The sequence below is a fragment of the Pseudomonas fluorescens group sp. PF-1 genome (genome assembly GCF_054481335.1).
This window is the reverse complement of the sequence record NZ_JBTMNG010000001.1, coordinates 842,494-864,537: the sequence shown is the minus strand read 5'-3', so window position 1 is coordinate 864,537 and position 22,044 is coordinate 842,494. Positions and strand designations below refer to the sequence as shown.

The window sequence follows — 22,044 nt, the reverse complement described above, 5'->3', positions numbered from 1 at the left end:
CAAAGGGTTTGTGGCGAGTCAGAAGGCATAAAAAAAGGGCCTGCATGTGCAGGCCCTTTTTGTATTCCGAAATACCCTACGGCTTGTGCGGACGCGACAGGAATTCGTGGGACTGCATTTCCAGCAGACGGCTGAGGGTGCGCTGAAACTCAAAGTTCAGGCGACCGCCGGTGTAGAGATCCTTGAGCTCGACTTCGGCAGAAATGATCAGTTTCACGTTACGGTCGTAGAACTCGTCGACCATGTTGATGAAGCGTCGGGCGATGTCGTCGGTGGTGACGCTCATCTGCTCGACACCGCTGAGCAACACAGCGTGGAAGATCTTGCCCAGTTCGATGTAGTCGTTCTGGCTGCGCGGGCCGTCGCACAGCTCCCGGAAGTCGAACCAGGCCACGTCATCGCAGGTGCGCAGGGCAAGGATTTCGCGGTTTTCGATCATCAACACGTCATTCTCGATCGCTGCCGTGCACTCTGGCGTCAGCGCACGGAAGCTTTTGCGCAGGCTTTCGTGGGACGCTTCGTCGAGCGGAAAGTGGAACAGCTCCGCTTGTTCGAGGTGACGCAGACGGTAATCGACACCGCTGTCGACGTTGACGATCTCTGTGTTCTGCTTGATCAGCGCAATGGCCGGCAGGAAGCGCGCGCGCTGCAAGCCGTCCTTGTACAGGCCGTCCGGCACGATGTTCGAGGTCGCGACCAGGGTCACGCCATTCTTGAACAGCTCTTCCATCAGGGTGCCGAGAATCATGGCATCGGTGATGTCGGAAACGAAGAATTCATCGAAGCAGATCACCCGGGCTTCGGCGGCGAAACGCTTGGCGATGATGGTCAGCGGGTTTTTCTCGCCGCCCAGGGTCTTCATCTCTTCGTGCACGCGCTTCATGAAGCGGTGGAAGTGAGTGCGAGACTTTTCCTTGAACGGCAGCGCCTCGAAGAAGGTGTCGACCAGGTAAGTCTTGCCGCGACCCACGCCACCCCAGAAGTACAGGCCTTTGACCGGGGTCTGATCCTTCTTGCCAAACAGTTTGCCCAGCAGGCCCGGTTTGTTCTGCTCGGCTGCGACCAGATCGTCGTACAGGCGCTGCAAATGACGCACAGCCGTTTCCTGCGCAGCGTCATGGAAGAATTCCGGGCGTTTCAGATCAGCTTGATATCGTTCTAGGGGCGTCATAATTCGTTAGCAAGGCAACAAAAACGGGCCGTCACTGTAGCGATGGCCCGTGGGAATGGCAATCAGCCCTTGGTCGGGCCGTGCCGTTGATTATTCCTGAACCGGGGTCAGCGCGACGCGTAGAGCGTCGATGGCTACGTCCCGCGCAGCAGCGTCGGCGAACTGCGGACTGTCTGCAACTGCGATGCCACCTATCCATACGCTGAAACTCAAAGCTTCGACGCGCACCTCCACCTGTTCATCCGCCTGAAGCAACTTGCTAAAACTTCCCGCAGTTTTACCGTCGGCAAAATTGCGGGATAGCAACATTTGCTCTCCATCAGCGCTCAACATACGGAAGCGGAAACTGCCGTCGTCTTCGCGGAAGCTGACAAAACGTGCAGCTTTTGCCGCTTTTTTCTTGGTGGTCGCTGCAACCTGGGTTTGGGCAACGAACGAACGCAGACCCACCGCCTCACGCAGTTCGTTGAGGAACGGTGTCGCCACTGAGCGGGCCTTTTTCGCGCCGTGCTGCAGGATGTCTTCCAGGTCCGCCGGGCGCTCGATCAACTGGTGATAGCGTTCGCGCGACTCGCCCAATTCATTGTCCAGCAACTGGAACAGGCGGTTCTTCGCCTCGCCCCAACCCAGGCCCTGCAGCAGTTCGCTGCGGAACTCGTCGGATTGCGCCGGTGTGGCGAACGCCTGGAACAGTGTGAACAAGTGCGAATTGTCCGGATCCTTCGCTTCGCCCGGCGCGCGGGAGTCGGTGACGATCCGCGAAATCGCGTCCTTCATCTCTTTGGCGCTGCTGAACAACGGGATGGTGTTGTCGTAGCTTTTCGACATCTTGCGACCGTCGAGGCCTGGCAGCGTGGCAACGCTTTCCTCGATCAGTGCCTCGGGCATGGTGAAGAACTCTTTGCCCTGCCCGAACAGGTGGTTGAAGCGCTGACCGATATCCCGGGCCATTTCCACGTGCTGGATCTGGTCGCGACCGACCGGCACCTTGTGCGCGTTGAACATCAGAATGTCCGCTGCCATCAGCACCGGGTAGCTGTACAGGCCCATGGTGATGCCGGCGTCCGGGTCTTCGCCGGTCTCGACATTCTTGTCCACCGATGCCTTGTAGGCGTGGGCACGGTTGAGCAGGCCCTTGGCGGCAACGCAGGTCAGCAGCCAGGTCAGTTCAGGGATTTCCGGGATGTCGGACTGGCGGTAGAAAGTCACGCGGTCCACATCCAGGCCACCGGCCAACCAGGTCGCGGCGATTTCCAGACGCGAGCGCTGGATGCGCAGCGGGTCATCGCATTTGATCAGGGCGTGGTAGTCCGCCAGGAAGTAGAACGAATCGGCATTGCTGTCACGGCTGGCGACGATCGCCGGGCGAATGGCGCCGGCGTAGTTGCCCAGGTGCGGCGTGCCGGTGGTGGTGATGCCGGTGAGGATACGGGTACGAGTCGTCATGGGTAATCGCTTGTCAGACTGCAATCATTTCGAAAGACGCGGCAGGATCAGATCCTTGAGATCGGTCAGCTTGCCATGAAAAAAGTGTCCGCATTCTGCCACTTTCAGCAGCTCATGGGGACGTTCGAGCTTGTCGGACCATTGGTAAACGAGGTGCGGATCAATGACTTCGTCGGTTTCCGGCTGAATCAGGGTCAGTTCGCCGTTCTGCGGCAGCTGATCCTGATCCCCCAGGCGCATGACCGCCGGCGCGACCATGAACAGATGCTTGAGACGCTCGCCCTGCGCTTCCAGGCGCCCGCCGAGACTGGCGGCGACAAAACCGCCGAAGGAAAAACCGAAGAGGTTCAGTGGCAAATCCGGGTGCCGGGCCCGAAACCACTTGGCCACGGCCTGGGCATCATCGACTTCGCCCGTGCCCATGTCGTGGGTGCCTTCGCTGGCACCGACGCCACGGTAGTTGAAACGCAGGGTAATCAAACCGGCATCGCGTGCGGTGCGCTGCAGGGTCGAGACCACTTTGTTGAGCATGGTGCCGCCCTGCACCGGGTTAGGATGGCAGATCAGCGCCAGGCCGCGCGGCTGTTCGTTATCCAGGTAAAGTGCTTCCAGTTGACCGACCGGGCCATCAATCACTACAGGGGTTTCACGCATAAGCAAGGAAGGAACTCCGTGACCTCGAATCGGGTCGACTCGTCTAGCAAATTGTCTGTCGCTGTCTATTGCGAGTGAATCGCGGTATACAGCGCAGGTTCGAGCCGTTAACGTAAAGCAAAGCCGTTTATAGAGGAAGGACTCGTGGAACACTCGCTCTTAGTTTGGTTGTTGCCGACTCTTGCCCTGGTTGTGGGTGTCGCCATTGGATTCCTGATCGCTCGCCTTGCGCCGAATGCCGCGCCTAGCAGCACGCAACGTCAGCTGGACGATATTCAGGAACGTTTCGACAGTTATCAGAATGAGGTGGTGACCCACTTCAACAGCACTGCAACACTGGTCAAGAAACTGACTCAGAGCTACCAGGAAGTGCAGGATCATCTCGCCGAAGGCGCCAACCGCCTGGCCTTGGACGAGCAGACCCGCCAACGCCTGCTGGCCTCCCTGCACGCCGACGCGGCGCAGGCTCCACGGGAACGCCTGACGCCGCCGCGCAATCAGGAACCACCGCGTGACTACGCGCCTAAAGCCCCGAACGCACCGGGCATGCTCGACGAGCATTACGGCCTGAAGAAGTAATCTGGTTTCAGGTATGAAAAAGCCCCCGGACGAGTGATCGTCCGAGGGCTTTTTTTTGTTTTTGAAGTCTTCTTTGCCGGGCCTGCTCGCGATGGGGCCGCAATCAACGACAAAAAACCGCCCGATCTATTAAGGATCGGGCGGCTCTTTCACGCCTGGGATTCAGTCAGGCGATCAAGGGTATTGCTGGACGGTGCCTTGTTGCTGGCCGCCATACTGCTGACCCGGAATCGCCTTGAGGTTAACCTCGACACGGCGGTTCTGCGCACGGCCATTGACGTCGCCGTTGCTGGCAATCGGGTTATCCGGGCCGGCGCCACGGGCGCTCAGGTTGGCACCGCTCACGCCTTGCGACGTCAGGTAGGTCGCCACGCTCTGCGCACGACGCTGGGACAGGTCCATGTTGTGCTGACGGCTGCCGGTGCTATCGGTATAACCGACGATCTCGATCTGGTTCTGGTTGAACTCTTTCAGCGAGCCGGCCAGGTTGTTCAGTGGCTGGTAGAAGCTCGGAGCAATGTTCGCCGAATCGGTGGCGAACGTGATGTTACCCGGCATGATCAGTTTGATCTGATCGCCCTGGCGCTGCACTTCAACACCGGTATTGGCCATGCTGGCCCGCAGTTTTTTCTCCTGCTGGTCGGCGTAATAGCCATAACCGGCAGCGGAGGCACCGCCCAGCGCCGCGCCGATCAATGCCCCTTTGCCACGGTTATCGTGGTTGATGGCCGCACCCGCCACAGCACCTGCCAGAGCGCCGAGACCACCGTATTTGGCGGTTTTGCTCATACCCGTGGAGCCGCTATCCGCCTGACCCTGGCCGTCGTACGGGTTGGGCGAGGCACAACCGGACAACAGCGCCACGGCAGTAGCAACAATAATCAAACGACGCGTGGTGAACATGTAGAGCTCCTACTTTTACATTCTGTGGTGCAACGAACTTAAGCATCGAACCATTGCGGGCGTTGGATCGTCTCGCCGAGCAAAAATTCCGCCCGTTACAATTCAAACCCGAACAAAAGGATTCTCGCGCATTTCATCGCCGAGCCGGGTGTCGGGACCATGGCCGGCCACCACGATGGCTTCCTCGTCGAGGGTGTACAGACGCTGCTTGATCGAGCGCACGATAGTCGCCTGATCGCCGCCCCACAAATCCGTGCGCCCCACTCCGCGGCGAAACAGGGTATCGCCGGCAATCAACAGCTTCGCGTCGGAAAACCAGAAGCTCATGGACCCCGGCGTATGCCCGGGCGTGTGCAGCGCCACACCGCAACCGCAAGCCAGCTCTTCATCATCGGCCAGCCAACGGTCCGGTGATGGCACTGGCGTGTAGGGCACGCCGAACATCTGGCACTGCATCTCCAGATTGTCCCAGAGGAATTGATCTTCTTTGTGCAGGTGCAAGGTGGCGCCGGTTTTCTCCTTCAACTGACCGGAGGCCAGGAAGTGATCGAGATGCGCGTGAGTGTGAATGATGCTGACCACTTTGAGGCCCAATGCATCGAGCCGAGCCAGGATCAACTCATGGTTGCCTCCCGGGTCGACAACAATGGCCTTTTTCGTTACCGGATCGCCGATGATTGTGCAGTTGCACTGCAAAGGGCCGACGGGGAAGGTTTCTCGAATGAGGGTGGTTGGCGGGGACATCGCAGAGGGCTCAATCAACAGGGATGGGTAATGTTCGCACAAATCGGCGCCCGGCAATTTACCGCCCTGTGTAACTTTAGTTTCACCCTTAACCCAGCACCCCCAACTCCTTCGCCCGTGCAACCGCCTGCGTACGCCGCTCCACCCCGAGCTTGCTGTTGATGTGGCTGGCGTGGGTCTTGACCGTGTGCAGGGAAATAAACAGCTGATCACTGATTTCCTGGTTCGAACAGCCTTGGGCGATCAGGCGCAGCACAGACAGTTCCCGCGTACTGAGCTGTTCTGTCGCTGCGGTGGATTCCAGCGCCGGGCGGACCACGGGCGTCGGAAGTTTCTCGGCCAGGTCCTGGCAAACGGTCGTCGGCGCACAGAGTTGAAGCTGTCCACGCAGCCAATCCGGGTGCTCGGCCAACAACCTGTCGAACGGTTGCAGCACGCCACCGGCAGCCGCCTCTAAGGCCTGTCCCAAGGCCTTTCGAGCCTCGGGTTCGCGCCCAGTGCTCAGCAACAACGAGGTGATTTGCGTCAGTGCCATCGTACTGAGCAACTGCCGACCGGTTTGCTGACCACGTTCGAGCAAAGCATTCAAACGCCCCTCGGCCAGCATCGGTTGGCCCTGAATAACCTCCAGCAAAGCTTGCTGCAGCTCGATGTGCAGTGGCAGTTGCGGGTGGAATTCAGGAGGCGCCGCCGGGTGTTCGCCGTTGTAGGTCTGACTCAATCTCGTCAGCCATGCTTCGGCCAGATCGGTGCGCCCCTGGGCCAGCCAGAGTTCGCATTTGACCAGTGTGATCATCGCCAGATAGTAGATGGGCGGCACGTCCCAAATGTGCATCAGCCGTTCGGCTTCGGCCAGCTCGGCAAAGGCCTTGGCAAACTCGCCACTGCTGCCTTCCAGCCGCGCGATCACGCAGTGGCCGATCAGCACGCTGATGTCGCGACAGGCACGTGCCTCGCTCAACCCGACCTGCAATCGCGCCTTCGCCGCTTGTGGTTGCAGGCGCTGCGCCAGCAGAAATCCTTCATACAAGGCCAGTCTCGCGCGTACCGCATAAAGCCGTTGCGGAGATAAACCTTGCAGACGTTGCAAACCTTGACGGACTTCATCCAGTGAACGAAGGATTTCCCCGCGCGCCTGCAGCACTCGGGCGCGGTCGTAGTGAGCCAGCGCTTCGAACAACGGATTGCCAACCCGCTGTGCCAACTCCAGAGAATCCCGGTTCAACTCGCGTGCACGCCACAAGTCGCCATCGGCGATGGCGAGATTGGACAGGGTCGAGAGGCACATCAAACGCTGCCCGTAGCGTTTGCTCGGAAGGCTTTCCAGCGCCTCGCTGCAATAGAGCAGCGTGAGCTCGCGGTTGCCGCGCCCGCGAGCAATGATCCCGCTCAGTGCCAGCCACTGCGCCAGCATGGATTTCTGCGCCGTGGCTGACGGGGCCGGCAGGAAGCGGCTCAAATGGCTCGACAGCTCCTCGGCCGCATCCAGTTGACAGGCCAGCCCCAACGCCCAGCTGTAGAGGACGATCAGACGCGGCGTGCTGATCAGCAAGCTGTCGGGCAAGTCCATTTTCCAGCGCAGCAACATGCCGACGTTTTGCTCGGCCAGCAATTGCTCTTCGGAAAGGTTTTGTACCAGGTTCGCCGCCACATCCAGGTGTCCGGCGCGCAAGGCCTGCTCCACCGCTTCGTCGAGCAGACCCTGGGCGTTGAACCAGCGACAGGCACGCAGGTGCAGGCTCGCGGCCGGCACCACTGGCTGTGCGGTAGGCCGCGTGCGCAGCAGATCGGAGAACAGATGGTGATAACGATACCAGTGGCCGTGTTCGTCCAGTGGCACCAGAAAAACCTGGTGTGCCGCCAGAAAACGCAGGATCTCGGCGCTGTCATGCGCGTCGCGAATGGCGTCGCACAGCTCACTGCAAAAACGCTCCTGGGGCGCCGTGTCGTAAAGGAACGACTGAACCTCGGCGGGCAGGCAATCGATCACTTCTTCAAGCAGGTAATCGCGGATCAATCCCTCTCCGCCGTGTAGCGCCTGGGGCAATGCTCCTTGGCTGCCGGCCTCCGAGGCCGCCAGCAACCAGAAGCGCAACCCGGCTACCCAACCTTCGCTGCGCTGGATCAAGCTCTCCAGGGCCTCACCGCGCAATGAACTGCTGTGCCGGTCGAGCAAGGTCAAGGCTTCGTCGTGGGTCAGGCGCAAGTCCTGTTCATTCAGCTCAAGCAGTTGCCGCGACAAGCGCAGCCGCGCCAGATGCCAGTCAGGGCGCTGGCGACTGGTGACCATGACCAGCAAGCCGTCGGGCAAATGGTTGAGGAAAAACTGCAGGCAGCGATCAAGCACCGGCCCCTGGGCCAGATGATAGTCATCGAGCACGAGTAACAGCGGCGTCGCTGTCGAAAGGTGCACCGCCAGCTCGTCGAGCAAACCGTCCAGCCATTCCTCGAAAGCAAACGGCTGATGCCGCTGGCGCATCTTCAACAGCCCCAGGGACTGCCTGCCCAGTTGTGGAAAATAGTCCTGAAGGCCTTCGAGCAAGCGTTCGAGGAATCGACCCGGATCACTGTCTCGCGGGCTCAATCCCAGCCAAAGGCTTTGCCAATGGGCCGGCAGCGACTGACAGAACTCCACCGCCAACGAACTTTTCCCGAACCCTGCCGGTGCACTGACCAGTAACAGCCGACCATTGAGCCCGGCACTCAGACGCTCGCAAAGACGAGGCCGCAGCACATGGCCGTCGGGCAAGGGTGGCCGGAAAAAACGCCCGGCCAGCGTGGCGACGGCAACGCTTGCAGGACCTGGTGGTGGGGACAGATCAGTCATGGCCGGCTCTTGTTTGAATTGCGGATGGCGGCGTTGCAGATGTCCGCAGACTAGCGGTAAACGAAGTGGTTATGAAGGTTGTTGCTACAAATGACTACAAAAAGTCTACGAACAAAAGATCACAGCCTCGTTTCACTCCATGGCGCCGACGTTGAAATGAGGCCGCCAGCTTTATCAACGCACAAAAAAAACGCCCCGAACCAGTCGGGGCGTTTCTAGAGGATGCGGCCTCTGTTCAGTGCACGTTAGCGAACACCATCCTGACGCAAGGCTGCCGGGGTGAAGTCGCTGGTGGTGGCCGTGAAGCCGAAGTCGTACGCGGACTTTTCTTCGTTCTTCATGCCCAATGCCAGGTAACGGCCCGATTGCAGGTCGTACAAGGCTTCCAGCGCATACCACGGTACTTGCTTGTCGTAGTAGTTCTCGGCATGAGCCTCGGCGACACGCCACAGTTGGTTACGACCGTCGTAGTGATCGATCACCGCTGCTTGCCAGGTGTCTTCGTCGATGTAGAAGTCACGCTTGGCATAGATATGGCGCTGACCTTCCTTCAAGGTGGCGACCACATGCCAGACGCGGCGCAGCTCGTAACGCGCCAGGTCCTGGTTGATGTGACCGGCCTTGATGATGTCGGTGTACTTCAGATTCGGGTCGTCGAGCTTGTAGGCGTCGGAGGCGATGTACATCTCTTTCTTGCCTTCGAGTTTCCAGTCGTAACGATCCGGCGCACCGTTGTACATGTCCAGGTTGTCGGAGGTACGCAGGCCATCGGCTGCGGTACCCGGCCCGTCATAGGACACTTGCGGCGCACGACGCACACGGCGCTGACCGGCGTTGTAGACCCAGGCCGAACGCGGCTCCTTAACCTGGTCGAGGGTTTCGTGAACCAGCAGCACACCACCGGCCAGACGTGCCGGAGCGGTCACTTTCTGCTTGAAGTAGAACAGGATGTTGCCCGGGTTTTTCGGGTCGTAGTCCTTCATCTTGTCGCGGAACACGAACTGGTCCTGGAAGTACACCAGGCTGAACGAGCCGTTTGGCTGCGGCGTAGCCTGGGTGACCAGGCGGGTTACGCTGCCGCCGCGATAGCGGGTGATGTGGTTCCAGATGACTTCAACGCCGCTTTTCGGAATCGGGAACGGCACTGCGGTTTCGAAGTTTTCCAGACCGTTGCCGCCGGATACCAGATTGGTATTGGTGGCGTTGCGCTTGATGGCGGCGAACACGTCATCCGGCACGGTAGCGCCACGATGGGACGGGTAAACCGGCATCTTGAAGGTTTCCGGGTAACGCTTGAACATCGCGTACTGGCCCGGGGCGAGCTTGTCCTTGTACTGCTCGACGTTCTGCGCCGTGATGATGAACAGCGGTTTTTCGCTGGCGTACGGATTGGACAGGAAACCTTTGCTGTCGACGGAACCGGCGTTCTTCGGCATGGGTTTCCAGGCCGGAATCGAACCGTCGGCGTTACCCGCCATTTCGGCCCCCATGGGGGTCAGGCTCTTGCCCAGTTTGTCCGCCTCGGCTGCCGGGACCGCCGCCATGACACTGGTCGCCAGCAGCGAAAGCCCCAGAACACCGGCGTGGAACAGACTCTTTGTTATTTTCATATGTGCGTTCGTCCTGAAAATACAGTGCTTAGAAGTTCACGCCGAAGCTGAGCGCAACGAAGTCGCGGTCATCCACGGTGGTGTACTTGCCGTCGAAGAAGTTGGTGTAAGCCAGGCTCGCGGTGTAGGTGTTCTGGTACTCGGCGTCCAGACCCAGGCTGACCGCTTTGCGACCTTCCTCGAAGTTGCCGCCAGGGCCAGGGGAGTAACCGCTCACGTCATGGGACCAGGCGACGTTGGGCTTGAGGTTCACGCCGGCGAAAACGTCGTTGTATTCCCAGATGGCCCGGCCGCGATAACCCCAGGAAGTGGCGGTAGTGAAGCCGTCATCGTTGCAGTTACGGCTGCGGTTGTTGGTTGCAGCACCTGGACCTGCACCGTTGATGGTGCTGGTGTTGAGCGCCACGCAGGTGTTCTGGCCGCCGGTGGCAGGCAGCTCGCCAGGCCCGTAGACCGGATCACGGCCGTAGCGGACGTCGGAGGTGCTTTCCAGGCCGCCGACGTGGGTCACGCCCACTTCACCGACCAGGGTCAGACGGCTGGCGCCCATGACCTGATCGAAGAAGTGCGTCAGGGTGGTCTGGAACTGGGTGATTTCCTTACGGCGATAGCCGTGCAGATCCGTGCCCGGTGGTGCAGAAAGCAGCGAAGCGTTGGTCAGCGCGCCGCCCAAAGGACGTACGCCGGCGAACAGGATGTCGGTGGAGTTGAGCTGCACCGGTGCGTTCGGGCGGTAGCTGACTTCACCGCTCCACGCCGTACCGGTAGGCAGGGTGGTGGAGAAGCTCAAGCCGTACAGGCGAATGTCTTCCGGGTATTCGACGAAGTAGCTCGAGTTACCCGCGACAATCAGCGGCGCCAGTGCTTGCAACTGCGCCGGCAGCGCCCTGACCCCGGCAAAGGTCGACGCAGGAGCACCGGTGGCGCTGAAGATCGGCGCACGGCTGTGGTAATTCATGAAATAGGCACCGAATTCGGTGTCCAGCGGATCGAACATGTACTTGAAGGACGCGCCCCATTGGCCGCTGTCCCGTGCATCGCGGTCGCCGGCACGACGCACCAGCACACCTTCGTTGTCGACGTCGACGCCCAGTCGGGTCAGCGTAGGCAAGGCTGCGGCCGGAATGGTCGAACGTTTGTTCAGCACACGCAGGTTGTTGTCGCAGCCGTCGGCAATGATGTCCGGCTGAGAGAAGAAGGTGCCGCAGTTGTCAACGACGGTCTGGTCCCATTCCAGCTGGTAGAACGCTTCGGCCGACAGGTTTTCGGTGAGGCTCTGGGACACGTAGAACATGTTGACCGGGATCAGGCCTTCCTTGATCTCGGCACCCGGACGACGGAACGCGGACACGTCGATCGGGTTGATGGAGTTGATGCCGCCGCCGATGAAGGTACTTTCACCCCAGCTCACCACCTGCTTGCCCAGACGCACGGAACCTGGCTGATCGGCAATCGAATAGTTGTGATAAACGAAGGCATCGAGGATCTCGCCACCAGCAGACTTGGCGCCTTCCTTGCGATTGTCGTCGCTGATGTCCTTGAACGGACGGCTTTCGTCCTTGAGCTCAAAGTCGTACCAGTATTTGCCACGGACGAAGACACCGGTATCGCCGTACTTCAGTTCCAGGTCATGGATGCCTTTGAAGATCTTCGAGAAGGTTTCACCGCTCTTGAAGTTCAGGTGACCGTCATCGGAAGTCTGGGACAGGCCATGGCCGCCGTTGTTGACGCCGATGAGGTTCTTGTTCGGCTGCTGGGTAGACCAACTGGCACCAACGGACAGGGACGAGTCGAACTGGCCTTCGATTTCACCAACGTTGAAACTGACGCCGAATGCTGGCCCGGCGAGCGTAGAGGCAAGACTGACGGCCAGAGGCAGTTTCGCCCGGCGCCAGAACTGATTTACTGATGTCATCGACGCTACTCCATGTGCATTTTATTGTTATGGCAGTGAGCACTTCTAAAAACGTTGTGGATGACGGGGAGCCAAGGCATCCCGAAGTCATTCCAAAATTGCATCGCCCCGTTTTGTGCGTTTGCTCCGTTCTTAAAAATCCTTGAGCGGACTATAGCCAGCAGGTAGTAGTGCTTGATCCCTCTAAAGTGTGATTTGCACCTGTCAGCCACTCTGGAACAGTCCTTTTGCCAGACCGACGCCCGTCGGCAGGGCAAGGATGGCTTAATTTTCTGATTTGACAAGCCAAGCGCTTGCTTGGTGGGGCCGGCGTGCCCTTTTGGGCACGCCGGAACACGCTTAAAGCGTGGAAAGGAAGGTGCTGTTGTTGGCTTGCCATTCGGTGATATCGACGCGAATTCGCTTCTTGTCGAGCTTGCCGACGCTGGTCTTGGGAATTTCAGTAACAAGAGCGATCTGACTCGGGATCGCCCACTTGCTCAGGTGCCCCAGTTCCACGAACGGTTTGAGGTGTTCCTTGAGTTCCCGGGCATCGATAACATGGCCTTCGCGGACCACCAGCAAGGCAAACGGCCGCTCGCCCCACTGCGGATCGGCAATGCCCACCACTGCTACTTCGCGTACCGCCACATGGCGACTGATCAGGTCTTCCAGGTCCAGGGAGGACACCCACTCGCCGCCGGTCTTGATCACGTCCTTGATCCGGTCGCGAATGTCGATCACGCCCATGCCGTCCAGGGTCGCCACGTCACCGGTGTGCAGCCAGCCCCCGGCCCAGAGCTCGGCGCCCTTCTGCGGCTCTTTGAAATACCCCTCGGTCAGCCACGGCGCACGCAGCACCAGTTCGCCCTGGGTCTCGCCATCGGCGGGCAGGAAATTGCCCTCGGTGTCGATGATCGCCGCTTCCACCAGTGGCCCCGGCACGCCAGCCTTGATCCGGTAGGTGGTGCGCTCGTCTTCGGTGCCGGCCATCAACTCGTCGTTGAGGTGCGCGCAGGAGATCAGCGGCCCGGTTTCCGACATGCCATAAGCGGCCGTCAACTGAATGCCCTTGGCCTTCGCCGCTTCGTACAGGGCACGATTGAGTGCACTGCCGCCGATGACGATTTTCCAGCCAGCGAAATCGGTGTTTTGCGCTGCCTTGGCATTGAGGACCATTTGCAGGATGGTCGGCACACAATGAGAGAAAGAGACCTTTTCCTTGCGCCACAGCTCCACCAGAAACTCCGGGTCATAGCGCCCGGGATAAACCTGCTTGAGCCCGAGCATGGTTGCCACATAGGGCAGGCCCCAGGCATGCACATGGAACATCGGCGTGATCGGCATGTACACGTCGTTGGTGCCCAGCAGGCGCACGCTGTCGATCGCGCCCATGATCGTCGACACGCCCATGGTGTGCAGCACCAGTTGTCGATGGCTGAAGTAAACGCCTTTAGGATTACCGGTGGTACCGGTGGTGTAGAAAGTCGTTGCGACCGAGTTTTCGTCGAAATCCTGGAAGTCGTAGTGCGGGCTCGCGGCCGCCAGCAGTTGCTCGTACTCGCCGACCAGGTTCGGCAGGTCGGCGGTCTTTTCCGGCAGGTCGGTCAGCAGCAGGGTTTTCTCGACCGTGGTCAGGTGCCCGGCAATTGCGTTGTACAGCCCCACGAACTCGCTGTTGACCAGTACAAACCGGTCCACGGCGTGGTTCATGGTGTAGAGGATCTGTTCCGGCGACAGGCGCACGTTGATGGTGTGGATGACCGCGCCGATCATCGGAATGGCAAACATGCATTCCAGATAACGATGGCTGTCCCAATCCATCACCGCCACGGTGTCCCCAGGCTTGACCCCGGCCTCTGTCAGCACATTGGCCAACCGAGCGACCCGTTCGATCAAGGTCGGATAGCTGTAGCGCAACTGGTCGCGGTAAACGATCTCGCGGGTTTTCTCATAGCGCGCGCCGGACATCAGCAGCCGTTTGATCAGCAGCGGATACTGGTAAGCGCCTTCGGCTGGGGGGATAACGCGAGTCTGCAACATAAGAATCCCTTTTCTGACTGCACGGTCGTGGCTGAAAGCAAGCACTCTAGTGCCCTTGATCGCCAGCCAAATCAGCCAAAGGAATGATTTGCAGAGCCGCACAAATGCTGGCGTTGCGCCAGCATTTGTCGGTATGCACAGGGCTCAGGCCGTTTGTCCTGCCAAAGCCTCCGAGGGCGTGCGCGGGAAGACCAGGGCCGCGACGAAGGTCAATGCCGCAATCGCCGCCAAAATCAGATAGAGCCCGACCAATCCATGGACCGGTTCGACGTAAGAGATCAGAGGGATGGCGGTGGCGCTGGCGCCGAAAGACAGGCAGTAACGCAACGCAAAGACCCGTGACTGCCATTGAGGCGCAACGAAATTGGCAACCATCGCATCGTTGACCGTGACTTGGCCGAACACCACGAACATGAACGCCGCCCCCAACGCAATCACGCCCCAGCCTTCGCCATAGGCGAGTGCGTAGAGCAGCGGCGCCTGGCACATCGTCAGCACCACGAACGGCCACTTGAGACTGAAGCGATGCAATACCCGGCCAATGCTCAACTGAGCCACGGCGCCAAAGGCATAAGCCAGGCTGACCACGACCCCCAAGGTTTGCGGCGAAGCGAACAACTCATGCAACCGCTCCTGGAACAGTTTCGGATAAGTCATCGTCGTCGCGTTGAACACCACGCCGCCGGTCGCCGTGGCCAATGCCAGCACGCCGAACACCAACGCCATGGAGATTCGCTGGCCGCCCGCCCCTTTGAGCGGCGTGTGGGGACGCTTGGGGACAGGCTCCTCACGCACCTGCAAGGCGAACCCGACACCCAGTACCATCGCCACCACACCCGGCAGAATGAACGCCGCACGCCAGCCGAAGTGCGCCACCAGCAGCCCGGTGATCAGCGCAGAAAACGCCACGCCCAGGTTGCCCCACATGCCATTGATGCCGATCTCCCGGCCACGGTTTTGTGCGTAGGCCACCAGCATCGCGGTGCCCACCGGATGGTAGATCGCTGCAAAAATACCGATCAGCGTCAGACCCAGCACCAACATCGGCGCGCTGTGACTCAAGCCGGTAAAAATCGCTGAAGCGCCAATGCCGAAGAAAAAAACCAGCATCATTCGCCGTCGGCTCCAGTGATCCCCCAGCCAGCCGGCCGGCAAGGAACAAGCGCCAAAGGCGATGAATCCGCCCAGGGACAAGCCGATCAGCGCCGCGAAATCGAGGGCAAACGCCTGCGTCATGCCGAGCACCGCGGCGGGAAATATGAGCATGAACATGTGGTCGATCACATGGGCGGCATTGATGTAGCGGATTACGTTTCTGGACTGGTTCATCGCGGCACGCTTTTACGTTGGAGTGAGCGACCTATGCTAAGTTGGCGAAAAAGCGCATTCCTGACAACAAAGTCATCGGATCTGACATGTTAATCAGCCATTTCCAGCACGGGCCGGTCAGTGCCTATCCGCGAGATTACGTGGATGGCGCACACCAGGAACTTCATCGACATCGCGAAGCGCAGTTACTGTATGCCGTGTGCGGGATGATGCGAGTGGTGACGGCGCAGGGTGCGTGGATCATTCCACCGACCCGCGCCGTGTGGATTCCGCCAGGGGTGGAACATGAGATTTTCATGTCCGGGGAGGTGCGCATGCGCTCGCTCTTCATCGACGCCGAACTGTCGCCGGCGAACCTGCAGCAGTGCTGTGTACTGGCGGTCACGCCGCTGCTGCGCGAGCTGATCGTGCGGGCAGTGCAAGGCCCGCAGCACGCTGAAAATCCTCTGATTCAGCAACTGATGCTGCAAGAGCTGGCCAGCCTGGAAAACCTTGCGCTGCACATACCCATGCCCGAGGATCGGCGCTTGCAGAGCATCTGTCTGGCACTGCTGCAAAAACCTGATCACCTCAACACGCTGGAGGACTGGGCGCAGCAGGTCGGCGCCAGTTCACGCACGCTGGCACGACTGTTTCAGCAACAGCTCAAGATGACTTTCAATGACTGGCGCCAGCAACTGCGCTTGATGGAAGCCCTGCCCCGCCTGCTCGCCGGGGAAAGCGTGCAGAGCGTGGCGCAGGACCTGGGTTACGGCAGCGCCCGCGCGTTCAGCGCGATGTTCCGTCGTTTGCTGGGAGAAAATCCCCGGCAATACCTGAACACCCTGAACAAGCTGAGCGAACTCGGCGCCACGTAGGATCAATGCATCTCGGTAAACGCGAGCTTCACACCGATTGCAATCAGTACGGCGCCCATGGTGCGGTCGAACCAGTGTCCCATGCGGGCAAAACCGGCACGCACACGTTGCTGGCTGAACAGCATCGCCACCAGGCAGAACCAGGTCGCGGTCGCGGCGGCCAGGTAAATGCCGTAGCCGGCTTGCACCATCAGCGGTGTGTGAGGATTGATCACGACGGTGAACAGCGACAGGAAAAACAGCGTGGCTTTCGGATTGAGGCCATTGGTCACGAAACCCGAAGTGAACGCACCACGGGCCGTGCGTTCGCCCGCTTCCTTGTGCAGATCATCCGCCACCGGTTTGGCCGGTTGCGCCCGCAGGGCCTTGAAGCCGATGTAGAGCAAGTAAGCGGCAGCGGCCCATTTCAAGGCATTGAACAGCACGATCGACTGCGACACGATCAGGCCGATGCCCAGCAGCGAATAGCCGACGTGCAGGAAAATCGCGGTGCCGACACCGAGTGCCGTCCAGGTCCCGGCACGACGACCGTGGGTCACACTCTCACGCACCACCACGGCAAAGTCCGGGCCGGGGCTGGCCACGGCCAGCAGGTGAATCAGGGCAACGGTCAAGAACTCCGTCCAGTACATGAAGGCTCCTTTTTGGACAAGCGTAACTGGTTGTTTCATCTGGTAGGCTCGCAGATTACGCCTTCAGTTCATTGCACAAAAGGTACAGTTGATGACGAACATTCGCCGCGCCGTTTTCCTCGACCACCCGTCCCTGGATCTGGGCGACCTCGACCTCAGCCCGCTCCGCGATTGTTTCAGCGAGTTGCAGCTATACCCCCAGACCCTGCCGGATCAGGTGATCGAGCATCTCAAGGGCGCCACTGTCGCCATCACCAATAAAATCCAGATCGACGCCGCCGCCATGGCCGCCAGCCCCGAGCTGAAGCTGATCCTCATCACGGCGACCGGTACCAACAACGTCGATCTCGCTGCCGCCCGCGCCCACGGGATTACCGTCTGCAACTGCCAGGGCTACGGCACGCCTTCGGTGGCCCAGCACACCCTCATGTTGTTGCTCAACCTGGCCACACGTCTGGCTGATTATCAGAAAGCTGTCGGTGAAGGCCGCTGGCAACAGGCCAAACAGTTCTGCCTGCTGGACTACCCGATCGTCGAACTGGAAGGCAAAACCCTCGGTTTGCTCGGTCACGGCGAACTCGGCGGCGCCGTCGCGCGCCTGGCCGAAGCCTTTGGCATGCGCGTGCTGTTGGGTCAGATTCCAGGCCGCCCTGCCCGCCCGGATCGCTTGCCGCTGGAAGAACTGCTGCCGCAGATCGACGCGCTGACCCTGCACTGCCCGCTCAACGAACACACCCGCCATTTCATCGGCGCCCGCGAACTGGCCTCGATGAAACCCGGCGCTTTCGTGGTCAACACCGCCCGTGGCGGCCTGATCGACGAGCAGGCGTTGGCCGATGCCTTGCGCAACGGCCATCTGGGCGGCGCCGCCACCGATGTTTTGAGCGTCGAACCGCCGACCCATGGCAATCCGCTGCTGGCCCACGACATCCCGCGACTGATCGTCACCCCGCATAACGCCTGGGGCAGTCGCGAAGCGCGGCAACGAATCGTGGGTCAAGTCACGGAAAACGCTCTGGCGTACTTCAGCGGTAAGGCGCTGCGGGTCGTCAGTTGATAAACTGCGGCACTTTTTTCCACAGGAGCAGTTATGGATCCGCGCAGTGAAGTACTGCTTCGTCAGGCCGAGTTATTCCAGGGTTCGGTGCTGCTGGCCGGTTTGCCCGCCGACGACTTGCTCGGTCGCCTGCCGGCCGCTCACGGCTGGTGCTGGCATGCCGGCGACCAGGCGGCCCTGGATGCGCGCTTTGCCGAGCGCAGCCATTTTGGCGTGAATGTCCCGCAGCGCGAGTTCGACAGCGCGGTGGTGTTCCTGCCCAAGTCCAAGGACCTGACCGACTACATCCTCAACGCCGTGGCTTCGCGCCTGGAAGGTCGTGAGGTGTTTCTGGTCGGCGAGAAAAAAAGCGGTATCGAGGGGGCGGCCAAGCAACTTAACCCGTTCGGCAAGCCACGCAAGCTCGACAGCGCGCGGCATTGCCAGCTCTGGCAAGTCACCGTGGTCAATGCACCGGCAGCCAAACCGCTGGAAAGCCTGGCCCAGGAATACGAATTGCCGCTGGCGGAAGGCCCGCTCAAGGTCATCAGCCTGCCGGGCGTGTTCAGCCATGGTCGCCTGGATCGCGGCAGCGCGCTGTTGCTGGAGCATCTGGACAAACTGCCGAGCGGCCATTTGCTGGATTTCGGCTGCGGCGCCGGTGTGCTGGGGGCGGCGGTCAAACGTCGCTACCCGCACAACCAGGTCACTTTGCTGGACGTGGATGCGTTCGCCGCCGCCAGCAGTCGCTTGACCCTGGCTGCCAACGGTCTGGAAGCAGACGTCATAACCGGTGACGGCATCGACGCCGCGCCTATGGGTTTGAGTGCGATTCTGAGTAACCCGCCGTTCCACGTCGGCGTCCATACCGACTACTTCGCCACCGAGAACTTGCTGCGAAAAGCCGCCAAACATCTGAAAAACGGCGGCGAACTGCGCTTGGTGGCGAACAGTTTCCTGAAGTATCAGCCACTGATCGAAGAGCATCTGGGCGTGTGCGCGATCAAGGCCGAGGGACAGGGCTTCAGAATCTACCGGGCCAAACGCGGATAAGAAATTTCTGCTTGCCGAATGGATTTTGCCTAGGCAGAATCCGCTCCGTCCTAGGGGAGTAGTCTCCCACGAGCGCCACGCTCGTCCGGCATGCGTCAACATACTTGGTCCTCAGACCATGGCGTATGCGACCCAAGCGTCCACATCAGATGGATCGCCGGGGTTTGACAAGACCTATGACACGAACACCTTACCCGGGGCGGGAAGGCTGTACGTGTCATAGCCGTGTCGACCCGCCCCTTAGGAAAACCCCTGATGCTGGATTCACTACTCGTACCTACCGCAATCGTTGCCTTGGCCGAAATCGGCGACAAGACGCAACTGCTCGCGCTCATTCTCGCCGCTCGCTTCCGCAAACCCTGGCCAATCATCGCCGGGATCATCGCCGCGACCCTGGCCAACCACGCGGCAGCCGGCGCGGTAGGCGCCTGGGTGGGAAGTTTCTTCTCGAATACGATGCTGCACTGGATTCTCGCGGCGAGCTTCACCGCCACTGCGCTGTGGACCCTCGTGCCGGACAAGATGGATGACGACGAAGCCAGCACCGCCCGCAAGTTCGGACCGTTCCTGACCACGTTGATTGCGTTCTTCCTCGCCGAAATCGGCGACAAGACTCAGATCGCGACGGTGATGCTCGCCGCGCAATATCCGGAGCTGTGGCTGGTGATTATCGGCACCACGCTGGGCATGTTGATTGCCAACGTACCCGTGGTTCTGGCGGGTAACTTTGCCGCTGAAAAATTGCCACTGACACTGATTCGCCGGCTGGCGGCTTCGGCCTTTTTCATCCTCGCCATCGTGGCGGTGTACAAGGCGATGCAGAGCAGCGGCTGGGTTTGACCACAACCCTGTGGCGAGGGGGCTTGCCCCCTCGCCACATCATCACTGCCGCAAGATCAGGACTTCTTGGCCTGCTCGTAAAGCGGCATGACTTTCGGGATGGCCGCCTGCAACGACGCAATACGACTCGACGAAGCCGGGTGGGTGCTCATGAACTCCGGTGGGGCACCTTCCGAAGCCTTGCTCATCTTGTTCCACAGGGTGATCGCGGCATTCGGGTTGTAACCGGCGCGCGCGGCCAGTTCGAGACCAATCAAGTCCGCCTCGTTTTCATTGGCGCGGCTGTTGGGCAAGGTCATGCCGTAGTTGGCCACGGTGTCGGCCAGTGCCAGGCTGTCCTGGCTCAATCCGAGCAAGGCACCGGCGCCCTGCTTGGCCATTTCGATGCCATAGGCCTTGGACATCGCCTCGCGACCGTGCTCGCGCAGGGCGTGGGCGATTTCATGGCCGAGGATGGCGGCGATTTCGTCGTCGGTCAGTTTCAGGCTGTCCATCAGGCCCGTGTAGAAAATGATCTTGCCACCCGGTCCGCAGTTGGCGTTGAGCTCATCGCTCTTGATCAGATTGACTTCCCACTTCCACTGGGCCGAATCCGGACGAAACACCGGAGCCTGGGCAATTAGTCGATCGGAGATCGCCTGAATCCGCTTGGCATCGTTACTGGTCTTGTCCAGCACACCCTGAGTGCTCGCCTCGCCTACCGTCTTTTGATAAGACTGGGCGTACATCTGATTAACCTCATCGGTGGACAACATGCTGAACATGTATTGCTTGCGTTCAACACCTACGGCCCCACCACTGGTCGTGTTGACCGACTGACAGCCGGCAAGCAGCAGACTCGCGCTCAGCCCACACAACACCCATGTCTTGTTCATCAAAAAACTCCGTAAAAACATGCCCGTATCCTATGCGCGCAAATGTATCGACGCCAGATACAACTGATGTAAGACGCTGATTTCTTGCAAAGCGCTCACCGCTGCAGGAAAAAATTCACAAACCGATGCACGCCACGACCGCTCATGGTTCATTTACGACCTCGAACACGCCAAAACAGTCATTTCGTCCACGTCTGCTAATGCCTGATCGACTCCCTGCCGATACACCACCGCAGTCGTCTTTTCCCGTGCGGAGCCCCCATGAAATTCAAGTCAATCCAGTTTTCCGTGGCAGCCCTTGCCGGCGCCATTGTTCTAAGTGTCGTGGCAGCACTGGTTGTTTATGCACTGTTTTCCGGGGCACGGACGCAAGACATGGTCCAGGAGCGGACCCAGGCGCAATTCGAGCAGGTGATCGAACAACGCTTGACGTCGCTGGCGCAAACCCAGGCCAGCCAGATTCAGCGTGAACTCGAAGCGCCACTGCTGATCGCCGGCGGACTGGTGCGGGTCAATGCACTCATCGGTACGCCGGGTGCCGATGGCCAGCCTTCGCTGAGCCTCAGCCGTGAGCAGTTGATCGGCCTGATCAAGGAAAACGTCGCCAGGAACCCGAAAATCCTCGGCACCTACATCGGCTGGGAAAAGGACGCACTGGATCACAACGATGCGGCCTACATCGGGACCAAAGTCGTCGGCATCGACCCCGCCAACGGGCGCTTCCTGCCGTGGTGGTTCCGCAACGAGGACGGCAGCCTCGGCCTCGACAAACTGGTGGACGTCGACGACCAGAAAACCCTGTCCACCGGCGTGCGCGCCAGCGAGTACTACCTGTGCTCGAAGGAAACCAAAAAATCCTGCGTGATTGATCCGGCGCCCTACAAGGTCGGCGACAAGATCGTCATGCTCGCCTCCTTTATCGAACCGATCATGCTCAACGGTGCGTTCCAGGGCATCGTCGGCGCTGACCTGTCGGTGAACTTCATTCAGGAGATGCTCCTGGGCGCCAACCAGAAGCTCTACAGCGGTGCCGGTGAAATGGCCCTGATCGGCGGCAACGGCCGAATCGTCGCCTATACCAAGGACTCGACCAAGTTCGGCGAAAAGGTCAGCGACATCCTCGACAGCAAGCAGATCGCCAACATGGCCAATCTCAAGCGCGGCGAAGTCACCTATACCGTCGACAAAAACCAGGGCCGGATCGAGCTGTACCTGCCCTTCGGCATCGGCCAGACCGACGCGCGCTGGACCCTGATGCTGCAACTGCCGTTGGACGCGGTGATGGCCGATCTGCAAAAGCTTCAGGCTGACCTCAACACCCAACGCAAATCCGACACCTTCGGCATGGCCATGGTCGGCCTGTTGATTGCCGGCATCGGCTTGCTGGTGATCTGGCTGGTGGGCCACGGCATTGCTCGCCCACTCAAGCAAATGGTCGCCATGCTCGACGACATCGCCCAGGGCGAAGGCGACCTGACCCGCCGCCTGACCAGCGACCGTGCCGACGAACTGGGTTCGATCGCCAAGGGCTTCAACACCTTCCTGGCCAAG

At 60.1% G+C, this 22,044-nt stretch carries 17 protein-coding genes, 1 pseudogene and 1 riboswitch; of the genes and pseudogenes, 6 read left to right on the top strand and 12 right to left on the bottom strand.

Going from position 1 to position 22,044, the window contains the following annotated elements:
• Positions 1-76: 76 nt before the first annotated feature.
• The 3 genes from zapE to ACX3YD_RS04160 form a co-directional block, all read right to left on the bottom strand.
• A complete protein-coding gene (zapE, locus tag ACX3YD_RS04170; protein WP_103405146.1) occupies positions 77-1,171 on the bottom strand; it encodes a cell division protein ZapE in 1,095 nt (364 codons plus the stop codon).
• A 90-nt stretch (positions 1,172-1,261) separates the two neighbouring features.
• The gene (locus tag ACX3YD_RS04165) at positions 1,262-2,617 is read right to left on the bottom strand and encodes a tryptophan--tRNA ligase (RefSeq protein WP_458959320.1); all 1,356 of its coding nucleotides are present in this window, start codon (positions 2,615-2,617) and stop codon (positions 1,262-1,264) included.
• Between the two features lie 24 nt (positions 2,618-2,641).
• Positions 2,642-3,271, bottom strand: a complete 630-nt coding sequence (locus ACX3YD_RS04160) for an alpha/beta hydrolase (RefSeq protein WP_103405144.1) — start codon at positions 3,269-3,271, stop codon at positions 2,642-2,644.
• Between the two features lie 144 nt (positions 3,272-3,415).
• Here ACX3YD_RS04160 and ACX3YD_RS04155 point away from each other — a divergent pair, with 144 nt between their 5' ends.
• The gene (locus ACX3YD_RS04155; protein WP_047533043.1) at positions 3,416-3,850 is read left to right on the top strand and encodes a Z-ring associated ZapG family protein; all 435 of its coding nucleotides are present in this window, start codon (positions 3,416-3,418) and stop codon (positions 3,848-3,850) included.
• A 174-nt stretch (positions 3,851-4,024) separates the two neighbouring features.
• Here the strand turns inward: ACX3YD_RS04155 and ACX3YD_RS04150 are convergent, their stop codons facing one another.
• The 7 genes from ACX3YD_RS04150 to ACX3YD_RS04120 all read right to left on the bottom strand — a co-directional run bounded on the left by ACX3YD_RS04150 (position 4,025) and on the right by ACX3YD_RS04120 (position 15,200).
• Complete coding sequence (locus tag ACX3YD_RS04150; protein ID WP_047533045.1) at positions 4,025-4,753, bottom strand: OmpA family protein; 729 nt, start codon at positions 4,751-4,753, stop codon at positions 4,025-4,027.
• A 102-nt stretch (positions 4,754-4,855) separates the two neighbouring features.
• Positions 4,856-5,497: an MBL fold metallo-hydrolase gene (locus tag ACX3YD_RS04145; RefSeq protein ID WP_458959319.1), complete on the bottom strand. Its 642-nt coding sequence runs from the start codon at positions 5,495-5,497 to the stop codon at positions 4,856-4,858.
• Between the two features lie 88 nt (positions 5,498-5,585).
• Positions 5,586-8,324, bottom strand: a complete 2,739-nt coding sequence (locus ACX3YD_RS04140) for a LuxR C-terminal-related transcriptional regulator (protein WP_458959318.1) — start codon at positions 8,322-8,324, stop codon at positions 5,586-5,588.
• 245 nt (positions 8,325-8,569) lie between these two features.
• The gene (locus ACX3YD_RS04135; RefSeq protein ID WP_047533054.1) at positions 8,570-9,934 is read right to left on the bottom strand and encodes a DUF1329 domain-containing protein; all 1,365 of its coding nucleotides are present in this window, start codon (positions 9,932-9,934) and stop codon (positions 8,570-8,572) included.
• A gap of 28 nt (positions 9,935-9,962) precedes the next feature.
• Positions 9,963-11,849, bottom strand: a complete 1,887-nt coding sequence (locus ACX3YD_RS04130; protein WP_103405141.1) for a DUF1302 domain-containing protein — start codon at positions 11,847-11,849, stop codon at positions 9,963-9,965.
• 339 nt (positions 11,850-12,188) lie between these two features.
• A complete protein-coding gene (locus ACX3YD_RS04125; RefSeq protein ID WP_458959317.1) occupies positions 12,189-13,871 on the bottom strand; it encodes a fatty acid--CoA ligase in 1,683 nt (560 codons plus the stop codon).
• A 144-nt stretch (positions 13,872-14,015) separates the two neighbouring features.
• Complete coding sequence (locus ACX3YD_RS04120; RefSeq protein ID WP_458959316.1) at positions 14,016-15,200, bottom strand: MFS transporter; 1,185 nt, start codon at positions 15,198-15,200, stop codon at positions 14,016-14,018.
• A gap of 86 nt (positions 15,201-15,286) precedes the next feature.
• Here ACX3YD_RS04120 and ACX3YD_RS04115 point away from each other — a divergent pair, with 86 nt between their 5' ends.
• On the top strand, positions 15,287-16,057 hold the full coding sequence (locus ACX3YD_RS04115) for an AraC family transcriptional regulator (protein ID WP_103405149.1): 771 nt from the start codon (positions 15,287-15,289) through the stop codon (positions 16,055-16,057).
• Between the two features lie 2 nt (positions 16,058-16,059).
• On the opposite strand, the gene ACX3YD_RS04110 is transcribed toward ACX3YD_RS04115, so the two are convergent.
• Entirely contained in the window at positions 16,060-16,689 is a 630-nt protein-coding gene (locus ACX3YD_RS04110) for a LysE family translocator (RefSeq protein WP_090464985.1), read from the bottom strand.
• Positions 16,690-16,780: 91 nt separating this feature from the next.
• Here ACX3YD_RS04110 and ACX3YD_RS04105 point away from each other — a divergent pair, with 91 nt between their 5' ends.
• The 3 genes from ACX3YD_RS04105 (at position 16,781) to ACX3YD_RS04095 (ending at position 19,618) form a co-directional block, all read left to right on the top strand.
• A complete protein-coding gene (locus ACX3YD_RS04105; RefSeq protein ID WP_458959315.1) occupies positions 16,781-17,746 on the top strand; it encodes a 2-hydroxyacid dehydrogenase in 966 nt (321 codons plus the stop codon).
• A 33-nt stretch (positions 17,747-17,779) separates the two neighbouring features.
• Positions 17,780-18,778, top strand: a complete 999-nt coding sequence (locus ACX3YD_RS04100) for a class I SAM-dependent methyltransferase (RefSeq protein ID WP_130208263.1) — start codon at positions 17,780-17,782, stop codon at positions 18,776-18,778.
• A gap of 40 nt (positions 18,779-18,818) precedes the next feature.
• Positions 18,819-18,944, top strand: a riboswitch (yybP-ykoY riboswitch).
• Between the two features lie 89 nt (positions 18,945-19,033).
• Positions 19,034-19,618 (top strand): TMEM165/GDT1 family protein, encoded by a 585-nt coding sequence (locus ACX3YD_RS04095; RefSeq protein ID WP_047533074.1) that lies wholly within the window; start codon positions 19,034-19,036, stop codon positions 19,616-19,618.
• A gap of 56 nt (positions 19,619-19,674) precedes the next feature.
• Here the strand turns inward: ACX3YD_RS04095 and ACX3YD_RS04090 are convergent, their stop codons facing one another.
• A complete protein-coding gene (locus tag ACX3YD_RS04090) occupies positions 19,675-20,493 on the bottom strand; it encodes a M48 family metallopeptidase (RefSeq protein ID WP_103405136.1) in 819 nt (272 codons plus the stop codon).
• Positions 20,494-20,754: 261 nt separating this feature from the next.
• On the opposite strand from ACX3YD_RS04090, the pseudogene ACX3YD_RS04085 reads away from it, so the two are divergent.
• Positions 20,755-22,041, top strand: a pseudogene (locus tag ACX3YD_RS04085) (methyl-accepting chemotaxis protein); the annotation flags it as partial.
• Between the last annotated feature and the right edge of the window lie 3 nt (positions 22,042-22,044).